This is a genomic window from Gaetbulibacter aquiaggeris (assembly GCF_044003965.1).
In the GTDB taxonomy this organism is placed as follows: Bacteria; Bacteroidota; Bacteroidia; order Flavobacteriales; family Flavobacteriaceae; genus Yeosuana; species Yeosuana aquiaggeris.
On record NZ_JBAWKC010000005.1, the window covers coordinates 91,673 to 103,506 of the forward strand.

At 30.2% G+C, this 11,834-nt stretch carries 14 protein-coding genes; 11 read left to right on the plus strand and 3 right to left on the minus strand.

Features of this window, described 5'->3' with window-relative positions; translation table 11 throughout:
* Positions 1-5 precede the first annotated feature (5 nt).
* From V8G56_RS13825 to V8G56_RS13835, 3 genes are all read left to right on the plus strand, one after another.
* Positions 6-800, plus strand: a complete 795-nt coding sequence (locus V8G56_RS13825; RefSeq protein ID WP_395439050.1) for an ABC transporter ATP-binding protein — start codon at positions 6-8, stop codon at positions 798-800.
* Positions 801-883: 83 nt separating this feature from the next.
* Positions 884-2,206 (plus strand): DNA recombination protein RmuC, encoded by a 1,323-nt coding sequence (locus tag V8G56_RS13830; RefSeq protein WP_395439051.1) that lies wholly within the window; start codon positions 884-886, stop codon positions 2,204-2,206.
* A gap of 14 nt (positions 2,207-2,220) precedes the next feature.
* Positions 2,221-2,757, plus strand: coding sequence for an acyl-CoA thioesterase (locus tag V8G56_RS13835; RefSeq protein ID WP_395439052.1), 537 nt, complete (start codon positions 2,221-2,223; stop codon positions 2,755-2,757).
* A gap of 7 nt (positions 2,758-2,764) precedes the next feature.
* Here V8G56_RS13835 and V8G56_RS13840 read toward each other — a convergent pair whose 3' ends face one another.
* The 3 genes from V8G56_RS13840 to V8G56_RS13850 are packed head-to-tail and all read right to left on the minus strand — an operon-like array spanning position 2,765 to position 6,740.
* Complete coding sequence (locus V8G56_RS13840) at positions 2,765-5,275, minus strand: TonB-dependent receptor (RefSeq protein ID WP_395439053.1); 2,511 nt, start codon at positions 5,273-5,275, stop codon at positions 2,765-2,767.
* Positions 5,259-6,167: a FecR family protein gene (locus tag V8G56_RS13845; protein ID WP_395439054.1), complete on the minus strand. Its 909-nt coding sequence runs from the start codon at positions 6,165-6,167 to the stop codon at positions 5,259-5,261. The genes V8G56_RS13840 and V8G56_RS13845 overlap by 17 nt, the downstream gene beginning before the upstream one ends.
* A 48-nt stretch (positions 6,168-6,215) precedes the next feature.
* The gene (locus V8G56_RS13850; RefSeq protein ID WP_395439055.1) at positions 6,216-6,740 is read right to left on the minus strand and encodes an RNA polymerase sigma factor; all 525 of its coding nucleotides are present in this window, start codon (positions 6,738-6,740) and stop codon (positions 6,216-6,218) included.
* A 130-nt stretch (positions 6,741-6,870) separates the two neighbouring features.
* Here V8G56_RS13850 and V8G56_RS13855 point away from each other — a divergent pair, with 130 nt between their 5' ends.
* From V8G56_RS13855 to V8G56_RS13890, 8 genes are all read left to right on the plus strand, one after another.
* The gene (locus V8G56_RS13855) at positions 6,871-8,019 is read left to right on the plus strand and encodes a hypothetical protein (protein WP_395439056.1); all 1,149 of its coding nucleotides are present in this window, start codon (positions 6,871-6,873) and stop codon (positions 8,017-8,019) included.
* A gap of 34 nt (positions 8,020-8,053) precedes the next feature.
* Positions 8,054-8,527, plus strand: a complete 474-nt coding sequence (locus V8G56_RS13860) for a hypothetical protein (RefSeq protein ID WP_395439057.1) — start codon at positions 8,054-8,056, stop codon at positions 8,525-8,527.
* Between the two features lie 119 nt (positions 8,528-8,646).
* Positions 8,647-9,021, plus strand: a complete 375-nt coding sequence (locus V8G56_RS13865) for an OB-fold protein (RefSeq protein WP_395439058.1) — start codon at positions 8,647-8,649, stop codon at positions 9,019-9,021.
* Between the two features lie 18 nt (positions 9,022-9,039).
* On the plus strand, positions 9,040-9,612 hold the full coding sequence (locus V8G56_RS13870) for a T9SS type A sorting domain-containing protein (protein WP_395439059.1): 573 nt from the start codon (positions 9,040-9,042) through the stop codon (positions 9,610-9,612).
* Positions 9,613-9,631: 19 nt separating this feature from the next.
* Positions 9,632-10,474: a DUF5777 family beta-barrel protein gene (locus tag V8G56_RS13875; protein ID WP_395439060.1), complete on the plus strand. Its 843-nt coding sequence runs from the start codon at positions 9,632-9,634 to the stop codon at positions 10,472-10,474.
* A gap of 11 nt (positions 10,475-10,485) precedes the next feature.
* Entirely contained in the window at positions 10,486-10,848 is a 363-nt protein-coding gene (locus V8G56_RS13880) for a c-type cytochrome (protein ID WP_395439061.1), read from the plus strand.
* A gap of 26 nt (positions 10,849-10,874) precedes the next feature.
* On the plus strand, positions 10,875-11,252 hold the full coding sequence (locus V8G56_RS13885) for a cytochrome c (RefSeq protein WP_395439062.1): 378 nt from the start codon (positions 10,875-10,877) through the stop codon (positions 11,250-11,252).
* Positions 11,253-11,287: 35 nt separating this feature from the next.
* Positions 11,288-11,830 carry a YceI family protein gene (locus V8G56_RS13890; protein ID WP_395439063.1) on the plus strand — a complete coding sequence of 181 codons (543 nt, stop codon included), beginning with the start codon at positions 11,288-11,290 and terminating at the stop codon, positions 11,828-11,830.
* Positions 11,831-11,834: the final 4 nt, after the last annotated feature.

Genomic DNA, 11,834 nt, shown 5'->3' on the forward strand with positions numbered 1-11,834 from the left:
TAAGAATGAAAGATATTCAAAAACATATCATTTTAAATACTGAAGGATTATCTATTGGCTATTCTTCAAAAAAAGAGCGCACTGTTATTGCTTCTGATATTAACATCAACTTACATCAAGGGGAACTTATTGGGTTAATTGGGGCCAACGGCATAGGTAAATCAACACTTTTAAGAACATTAACTAATGTTCAAAAACCACTTCTTGGAAGCATTCATATAAATGGGAAAAACATGCATGAATACCAAGCTATTGATTTAGCTAAAGTATTAAGCTTGGTATTAACAGAGTCGATGCCCTCTAAAAACTTAACGGTTTATGAACTCGTTGCTTTAGGAAGACAGCCCTATACTAATTGGGTTGGTTCCTTAACCAGTGAAGATATAGACAAGGTAAATGAAGCGTTAAGGCTCACTAATATTGAAAATTTAAAATATAAAAATTGCTTTGAATTAAGTGATGGGCAGTTACAAAAAGCGATGATTGCCCGCGCCTTAGCACAAGATACAGATCTGATTATTTTAGATGAGCCTACCACGCATCTTGACATGTATCATAAAGCTTACATTTTAAAATTATTACAAAAGTTAGCTCAGGAAACAAAAAAGACCATTTTGTTTTCTTCACATGAAATAGATTTAGCCATTCAGTTATGTGACACTATAATTGTGATGACAGCTGATCATGTCATTTCAGACCAGCCATGTAATTTAATTTCAAAAGGTGTTTTTAATAATTTATTTCCAAAAGATTTAATTGCTTTTGACCAAAAAACAGGAAGTTTCAGGGTCATTAAATAAAATTAAACCCGTTCTGTTTACAGCTTTAAAAACTTTATTCTTCAAACTAAAAAAATTATCTTTGGTAAAATTCATACTTATTTATGTCTGACTTCATAATTCAATTTTTTGCCGTTTTAATTTTTGCTGTATTGGGATTCTTTTTAGGTACCTATTTTAGCAAACTAAAAAGTAAAAGCGAACAGAGCTCCTTAAAAGAACGGTTAAATCAAACGCATTTAACAAATGAAGAACTTAAGCAAAATATAAACAAAGTTGAGCAAAACCGTGAAGAGATTCGTCGTGAAAAAGAATTATTGACATCTGAACTTGCCATAAGAAATACTGAATTTGAAAATTTACAGCAACTCAGTTTAAAAAGAGATGAAGAAATTGAATTAAGGCAAGAACAATTAAGAAAAGACTTTGAACTGTTAGCTACCAAGATTTTAGATGAAAAATCTGAAAAATTCACCCTTCAGAATAAAGAGAATATCAAAAATATTTTAACGCCTTTACAAGACAAAATAAAAACCTTTGAAGAAAAAGTTGACCTCACTCAAAAGGAAAGTATCAGCATGCATTCTGCTTTAAAAGAGCAGCTTTTAGGCTTAAAAGACCTTAATCAACAAATGACTAAAGAAACCACGAATCTTACCAGAGCCTTAAAAGGCGACAGTAAAATGCAGGGGAATTGGGGCGAGTTGGTTTTAGAACGTGTTTTAGAAAAATCGGGTTTAGAAAAAGATAGAGAGTATTTTGTTCAACAGAGTTTTACTTTACCAGATGGTTCGCGAGTTTTACCAGATGTGGTTTTACATCTTCCTGATCAGAAAAAAATGATTATTGACTCTAAAGTATCGTTAACAGATTACGAACGCTTCGTAAATGCTGAAGATGACGATAAATCGCCCTTTTTAAAAGCACACGTCAATTCTATCAGAAAACATGTAGACCAACTTTCTGAAAAAAATTATCAGGATTTATATGACATTGAATCCCCAGATTTTGTCCTAATGTTTATTCCTATTGAACCGGCCTTTGCCATTGTAGTGAATGAAGACAACAGTATTTATAACAGAGCATTTGAAAAAAATATAGTCATTGTAACACCTTCTACGCTATTAGCTACCTTACGTACCATTGACAGTATGTGGAATAATGAGAAACAGCAACAAAACGCCATTGAAATAGCCAGACAAGCAGGTGCATTGTATGATAAATTTGAAGGCCTAATGGCCGATTTAATCGGAGTTGGTAAAAAAATAGACGCTACCAAAAGTGATTACAACGCTGCTATGAATAAACTTTTTGAAGGCAAAGGAAACCTTATTAATAGTGTTGAAAAACTTAAAAAAATGGGAGCTAAAGCTAAAAAAGCACTTCCTGAAGCTATTATAAAGCGTGCAGAAGAAGATGATGATTAATAAAACAGGAATATATGTTTAAAGATATCAAAGAATCAAGGATTACCTTAACTCAATTAATGCTTCCTTCTCACTCTAATTTTAGTGGTAAAATTCATGGTGGGTTTATTTTGGGACTCATGGATCAAATTGCCTTTGCTTGTGCTTCAAAACATTCCAGAAATTATTGTGTAACCGCTTCTGTAAATAAAGTCGATTTTTTAAATCCTATTGAGGTTGGAGAACTGGTAACCTTAAAAGCTTCTGTAAATTATACCGGTAGAACCTCAATGGTTATAGGTGTGAGAGTGGAGTCTGAAAATATTCAAACCGGAGAACAAAAACATTGTAATTCATCCTATTTTACTATGGTTGCCAAGGATGAACAAGGTAATAATGCACCCGTTCCCGGGTTGATACTAACTAATAAAGATAGTGTGCGTCGTTTTGCCAGGAGTATTGAACGTCAAGAACAGGCTAAACATAGAACAAATCGATTTAAGGCGTCTGAATTTCATATAGAAGAATACCTTGATCTTATTAAAACACAAAATGCAAAACTGAATATTTAAAATTATATTAAAAGGACAATCGAAAAACAGCATTAGAAGTTAACCCTAAGGAATTTTGTGTAGTTTTATTAATCTCCCCTATATTAATTCTATAAAAGCTATTAATCTCATTTTTTTTATTCAAAACATTCCAAACAGAAAGTCCGATGTCTGCTTTCATCTTTTTGTGCGATTTCAAAACATAAATTGCTGAAATATCCAAACGCGAATAATCCTTTAAATTTGAAGAATTTGGCAAATTATAATTTATATTACCATTTACTATGGCATTATCCTTTATTGGTTCTGTTGTTGGTTTACCTGAATGCCAATTAAACCCTGCGGAAACTTTAAAATTTTTTAATTTATAGGCGCTACCCAGTGTCAACACATGTGTAACATCATAATTACTTGAAAAGGGGCTCTCAGATAATTCACTAAAAAAATATGAATTATCCATATATGAATAACTCATCCATGTATTTAACCTTTTTATATTCTTTCTTACTAAAACATCAAAACCTTTAACTTCATATTGCCCTTTTGATTTTACAAATTCAAATTGATTTTGGAATCCTTGACTTTGGGTTGTAATACCTTTTACAGTCTTAACATAGCCATCTATATCGAACAACCAGCCTTTATTATTAAAACTGATTGCAGATGATATTTGCCTGCTTTCAATTACTGGAATATTATCATTATTTGAGAGTTGCCATCTTCGTTTTTCTATACCTAAAAAATCATTTTGGAAGTTGATTACTTGGGAAGTATTCTGATGTTTAAACTCAGCTAAAATTTCCCAATTAAACTTTTTTAAGAATTTTTGACTGAAACTGAAGCGTGGTTCCCATAGCTTCTTATTAAACTTCTCAAGGTAATTATACCTGACTCCAACGTTCAAATTTGTTTTTTTATTCAAGGATTTATATCCAACTTCAGAAAAAATACCATGGGTTCTTAAAACCTCAGAAACCAAAACTCTAAATAAAGGATTATCTACATCATCCAAATTTGTTATCTCTGTTTCAACAAAATGATATCCTCCCAAAAATTGAAATCTATTATTGAAATTATATTTTAATTCAAACTTCGAACTGGTTTCAGAAATCGCATTTTCTTGCAGAAACCTTTGAGAATCAACAATATTTGAATTTATTGATTTTAACTTATAGTCCGTTTCATAAATTTCAAGTGTAGTTTGTAAATTTTTATTCCAATTCCGTTCATAATTGATAGCGCCTGCAATACTGAACTGGGATAAACTACTTTCTTTAGACTCTTCTAAATTATTAATTGTGGCATTTTCATTAAATACAAGTTCGTTATGAACGTTAATAAAATTGAGCCGTAATTGATCTTTATCACTTATTTTATAAATCCAACGTAAAGAGGTATCATAAAAATCAAAAGCTTTATTTGAATTGGTTATACTTGAAATATTATTTTCAACTTCTGTATTCTGAGAAATCCTTTCAAAAAATGCTTTATAAGTTGGCGTTTCAACAAAATCACTTATTGATTTTCGCGCAGCAAACTGAATAGAGGAATGCGTGCCTAACGGCACATCAACAAAACCATTGACATTGGTTAGATTTAAACCTATTACTCCTTTAAACGATGGATTTATGTGCTTACTTGTTGTCATATCTATAATTCCAGAAACACCATCGGTATAGGCAACACTGCTACCATTCTTTCTTAAGGAAACTTTTTGGGTAATTTCCGGATTATACATTGAAATTAACCCAAAGAAATGGCCAGACTGATACATTTTTATTCCATCCCATAGAATTAAATTTTGATCATTGGTTCCTCCTCTAATATTAATATTTGAAACAGTTTCATTCAGGCTTTGAATTCCGGGAAAACTCTGAACTGATTGTAGAACATCTGCTTCAATCAAACCTGGTAATATATCAAAGTCCAAAAAATTTATTTCATATGAACCGTTATCAATTTTATTAATTCCATTAACTATATAATTAGAAATTAAAACTTCCGACAACTTTTGGAAACTTGTAGTAAGATAATAGTCTTGGCAATCTTTACTGACAATCATATTGGAATTAGTTCGAACCGTACCATAACCTAAAAACCTAATAACAACAGGTTCAGATATTTTGTTTATGCTAATTTTAAAAAATCCGTTTTCATCACTTGTCGTTGCTTGTCCAGATGTTTCAATAGTTGCCGACACTAACGGCAGTAAAGTCTCTTTGTCTTTAATATAACCACATAAAACTTTGCCCTTAAAGGGTTTAATAAGAATAATATTGGAATCGGTCAAAATGAATTCTAATCCTGTTACTTTTTGTAAATAACTAATAGATTCATTTAAAGATAGCCCCTTAAAAGGTTCAATAATAGTAATACCATTTACAATATCTGCAGCATAATTAAATTGTACTTGATATTTAGCTTCTAAATACGCTATGATTTTTTCTAATGGTATCGTTTCATTTTTAGTTTGTGAAAGCAATCCATTACAGAAAACCAGAAGAAATATTATAAAAAATTCTTTAATTCTCCTTTTCATGAATCACTACGAGATTTGAAGAACTCATTTCATAGGTCAAATTCATGGGTTGGGTTATAGTATTTAAGGCATTATCTAAATTATCATGAACAAATCCACCTGTAAATAAGCGATTAGAGCGACTATTATAATTAATTTCTATATCATATTGTCTTTCCAACTCTGCAAAAACCTCTTTTATTGGAATTGCCTCAAAAACACTCATATTTTCTGTCCAATTAGGTACAGGTGAAATTATTTTTCCTTCCGAAAATTTTCCATTTAATATCTTGTAAGTATCCCCTGCCTTTAAAAATCGCGAAATTGTATCTGAAGTAACTTTAACAATACCCTCAAAACATTTTACTTCAAAATAATTTTTACGATCCTTAACATTAAACTGAGTACCAACAACAGTCACAACACCCTGATTAGTAATCACATCAAAAGTTTGTCCTTTTGAAACTTTAAAAAATGCTTCTCCATCAAGATTAATCTTTCTATGATCTTTCCAAGTTCGCTTATTATATTCTAGATGTGATGAAGCATTTAACATAACCAAAGAATGGTCTGGCAATTCAATGGATTCTTTATTACTAGCTAAAGTTTCAATTTGAACTCTTTGGTTAAAAAAGAAAGTAAAATAAACACCTAAAGCAATAACAATAATGCTCGCTATTTTCAACAAAGGATTTATCCAATTTAATTTTTTAACTGGAATTTTCTGTTGATTATATTGAACCTTAAAAACATCAAAATTATTAATTTCAGAGAAATTAGAAGCTTTAAAAACCTGTGCCTTTTCAATGATATAGTTATTTAAATGTGCATCATCAAAACTATCAAACATTTGCTTTTCTTCATCAGAAAGCTCATTCTTTAACCATTTTTTTATCAACTCTTCAGAATCCATAAATTATTCACTTTATAATATAACAATCTAAAACCTAAAAATCCTGAATTATTTTATTTTAAAGCCTACTAATTCTTTCTTTAAAATACTAAAAGCACTATAAATTCTATATTCAACGGTTTTTTGAGTTATTCCTAGCATGTCAGCAATTTCACTATGCTTTTTCCCTTCTACTTTATTTAATAAAAAAGCAACTCTTTGCTCTTCGCTCATTTTACCAAGCACCTCTTGATAACGCTGTAAAAATTGCTTCTTTTCTAAAACAAACTCCGGGGTTTCGTTGGTGAAATCCCTCTGATTTTCATTTTGGTATTTTAAAACCACTTTGTGATGCTTAATTTCATTGAGCATTAAATTATTTGCAACGGTAAACAGAAAAGATTTGGCTTTACTAAAAGTTACATCTTTGCAATTGTTCCATAGCTTAATGAACGCGTCTTGAACCTTATCATTTGGACTAAACTTATCTCCATATTTGTAATATAAATAATTGTGCAGATCTTGAGAATATTTTTTATAAATACTTTCAAATACCGCTTCTTCACAAATATGTTCATTTAATTCTGGTAGCAAAATATTTTATTTTTATTTAAATATATAATTATTCTTTAAAACTATATAAATGATTTAAATAACTTAATCCTGTTAAAATATTTTATTCTTTGACCTTTTTAATCATTTAAGACAAGATTTTTAAAAAAAAATGAATAAAACTTTCAGGAGTTTTAGCTTTTCAGTTGTTTTATTTAAAAAGACAGTAAAACACATGACCACCTTTATAAATATATTCATCAGAAAAATTTTATCCTATTCCTTCGCTATGTTGTTCACATTCACATCCTGTCGCAAAGAGGAAGTTGAATTTGTGCAAGCCCCTTCAAATGAAGTATTAGTAGCCAATTCTTCAATTGCCGGTCTCATTAAAAATACAACAATCAATGATGGTTCAAATGATAATATTATTGATAAAGCTAATTGCTTTAATATTACGTTTCCATTTAATGTAACAGTTAATGGCATAAGTGTCACCATAGCATCAGAAACAGATTATTTAATAGTGGAATATATTTTGGATGAATCTGATGATGATGTTGATAATATAAGCATTTCTTATCCTGTGACTATTACCCTTGATGATTATAAAAGAATTATTGTAAATAATTCTTCAGAACTGAGTAACTATTCAAATAACTGTAATGGAGAAAATCAACCTGACGATGATGTAGAATGTCTTGATTTTCAATATCCAATTACAGCGTCAGTATTTAATAAAGACAACGAAATTCTGGAGACAGTATCATTTAATTCTGATAATGATTTAATTGATTTCTTTAATTATCTCAATACTAATTACATAGTTACAATAAACTTTCCTATAAATGTCTTACTATTAGATGGTTCACTAATAGTCATTAATAATTTAAACGAGCTTGAAACCACAATAAACACCCATAAAAACGACTGTGATGAAGACGATGATTATGACTACAATGATGATGATTGTAATGATTGTAATCCAGAGCAATTGGAATCATTACTTACATCTTGTTCAGACTGGACCATAGACAAACTAGAGCGATACAATAGAGATTACGACAATTATTACGATGGTTATACCTTCAACTTTTCGACGGATGGCATTATCACTGTTTACTATGGAACTAATACAGACTATGGAACGTGGACAGCCTCAGGTTCTGGGAACAATTTAGTTGTAGTCATCAATGTCCCCGATCTACCTTATTGCAATAATAACTGGATATTACATGAAATTTCCCAATATTCAGAAAGTAAAATTGATTTAAGAGTAGGGGATAATGATAGAATGCGTTATAAAAATAGTTGTAACTAATATGAAAACAGAAAAACAAACCAAAATTAATGCTATGAAAAAGAATTTTATTTACCCTTTGTTCACCTTGTTAAGTTTGTCATTAATGTCATCAACTTGTTCTTCAGATGACGACATGAATTCTAATAACAATAGTCAAACTATTCAAGAGATAGAAACGTTGATGCAATCCGAAGCATGGATAATTTCAAATTATATTGATTCGGGCCAAGATGAAACCAATAATTTTAGTGGCTACAACTTCACTTTCGGATCGGACAATTCGTTAACAGCAAATAATGGCTCAGACACAATTATCGGCACTTGGTCTGTTACTGATGGTAATGGTAATGACGATAGTAGTAACTCTGATGATATTGATTTTAATATTTACTTTCTTTCTCCATCAAATTTCAGTGAATTATCTGAAGACTGGGAAATTGTAACGAGAACAGCTACAATTATTGAATTGATACATATAAGTGGCGGTAATGGAGGCACAGACAATTTAACTTTTGAAAAAAACTAAGCTAGTAGAAAAGTCTTATGAAAAAGAAAATTTCCTTTAACAAATCAATATAATGATTTGTTACTAGCACTGAGCTGCTTCGGTGTAAATGCTGAAGCAGCTTATTTAACCAACCTAATATGAAAAAGTGGATAACATTAAGTGTTTTAGCTGTAATTGCAATACTTATTTATAACTATATATACCAAAACCATAGAGTTATTAATAAAGAAAAAGTTGAATTTATACTCACATCAGTCGAAATCTTAAATGAATTTTCAACTGACCCAGATAATTCAGAAAAAAAATATCTTGACAAAACTATGGAGGTTATTGGCAAAATAACTGATCAAACGGAAAACACAATTACCTTAGATCATATTGTTTTCTGTCAGTTCACAACCAAAATTAATATCCAATTAACAAACAATTCCCAATTCAAAGTAAAAGGCCGTTTTATTGGTTTTGATGATTTACTTAACGAAGTAAAACTTGATCAATGTAGTATTAATTAATTTTTAAAAATAACATTCATGAAAAAAACATTACTATTACTCATGTTTACATCGTTTGGGGCGCAAGCACAAACAACCCACGATTTAGATTGGGAAATTGGAATTGGAAGTAACTTAAATCTAACAATTAATGTAGGTGATCTTGTAAGATGGACCTGGACCGACACTTTCGCACACACTGTTCAAAATGATGCTGGTAGTACAGAAACTTTTAACAGTGGTTCTAAAACTGGTCTGGGAAATACATTTACTTACCAATTTAATTCAATTGGTTCAAATCCATATAAATGTGGTTTTCACCCATTATCTATGGCTGGCACAATTACAGTAGAAAACCCATTAGATATTGAAGAATATTCTATTGAGAATTTTACAATTTCCCCCAATCCCGCTTATGATCAACTTTCTCTAAAAATGCCAAACGGAATTGAATTTAAATCTATTTCAATATTTGACTTATTAGGCCAAAAGATTTATTCAAGTAATAAACTTGAATACACCATTGACATTTCGAAACTAAATAAAGGTTTGTATTTTATAAAAGTAAGCTATTTTGGCATTAGCCATACCAAGCGTTTCATAAAACTTTAATTAAAAAGTAGAAAAACTCATGAAATATTTAATAATTATACTTTTTCCAATATTAGTCTTTTCACAAGATAATTTATTAAATGAAATCGATACAGATTCCATTGGAAAGCAATATGAAATCGCAGCATTTAAAGGCTTAAAAATTGTCAATTTTGAATCTACTAAGTTGGTTGCAAAAGACGAATTTACCTTTATTGTGTCTCATAGATTTGGAACAATTAAGAATGGAATCAATACGTTTTTTGGATTGGATGATGCAGTTACTAGGTTAAATTTTGTTTTTGGTATTTCTGATGGACTTAATATTGGTGTTTCAAGAAGTTCATTTCAAAAAATTTATGAATCGTCTTTGAAATATAGGCTTTTAAGACAAGAAAAAAATGGATTTCCTTTCACCATTGTTGGTTTTAACGCCATTTTAATTAATACCGCTCTTGATAAAGACAACTTACCAAAATTAGAATTTAAACATCGTCTAGGCTATACTGCTCAATTATTAGTTTCAAGAAAAATAAACACCTCTTTAAGTCTAGAATTAGCCCCTACCTTTTTCCATGATAACTATGTGGTTATTGATGAGCAAAATAATTCCCAATTTGCTTTAGGATTTGGAGGAAGATATAAATTAAGAAAGCGTTGGTCCATTAATGCAGATTATGGTTGGCACTTAAATCGTGCTGATAATTCTCCTTTTAAGAACCCACTATCCATTGGATTTGATTTAGAAACTGGTGGTCATGTTTTTCAGATGCATTTCACCAATGCCCAACCAATGAATACCAATGGTTTTCTTGGACAAGGTTCCGGTGACTGGTCAGATGGTAATATTTATTTTGGCTTTAATTTAAGTAGAGTATTTTAAAACAATTTGTTATGAAAAAAATATTTATAAAAATTATCCTAATTAATCTTTTTCTCTTCAGTTGCACAAATGCGAGTGAAAGTGACTTGATTGATGAACAGCCAATGGCAACTATCACGACATATAATGATATAAAAACTATTATTAATAACAATTGCATAAACTGCCATCAAAGTCCACCGTTAAATGGAGCCAACACTCCTTTATTAACATATGACAACATAAAAAATGCAGTTCTTAATAACAATTTGATTAATCGTATCTCAAGTCAGGCCGGAAGCCCAGATGCTATGCCGTTTGGCGGGCCAAGATTACCTCAAAACTTAATAGACCAAATAATTAAATGGAAAGATGATGGTCTTATCGAAAATTAAAAAAAATAACTTTAAATAAATATGCTATGAATTTAAAAAATCTTATCTCATTAATTGTGGTTACACTATTACTATTTAGTTGTTCAGGAAGTGATGATGATCCAACAACACCAAATTCCAGTAACCCTGATCCAAACCCTAATAATTCAACAAATATCACTTACAATAGTCATATTAAATCTATTATGAGTGGTAATTGCACTTCATGTCATGGAAATCCTACTACAAACAGTGCTCCTATGTCATTAACAACTTATAGCGAAGTGAAAAATTCAGTTGAAACCAGAGGATTAATAGGAAGAATAAATAATGCAAATAACCCCATGCCGCAAGGAGGATTAATGTCACAAACAAATAGAGATTTAATACAGCAATGGAAAGATCAAGGGTTTTTAGAAAATTAAATCATTAAAATTAATTTTTCTTTAATGCAAATATTATGAAACGTTTACTCTTTATAATTGCTTTTATAGGATTGAACTCGTTTTGTCAATCAAAGTATATAACAAAAACAGGGGCCGTAGGTTTTGAAGCATCCGTCCCTTCATTTGAAGAAGTCAGTGCAAATACCAATACAGTTACTTCTATATTAAATATAGAAAGTGGAGAATTTGCCACATTAATTTTAGTGAAGGGTTTTAGATTTAAAAATGCTTTAATGGAAGAACATTTCAACGAAAACTATGCGGAATCAGATAAATATCCAAAAGCAACTTTTAAAGGTATTATAGAAGATTTTTCTTATGATAATATTTCATCTCAAAGAGAATTTCAATTAAACGGTGAATTATATTTCCATGGCAAAACAAAAAAGTTGAAAAATATTAAAGTAACCCTTATTAAAAATTCAGAAGGTATAAAATTATCCGGCAATTTTACGGTCAAAAGTTCTGATTTTGATATTGTTATACCAAAAATTGTGAGCAACAAAGTCTCAGAAATGGTTAACATTTCTTTCAATTTCAATCTCCTTCCAATGTAAAAAA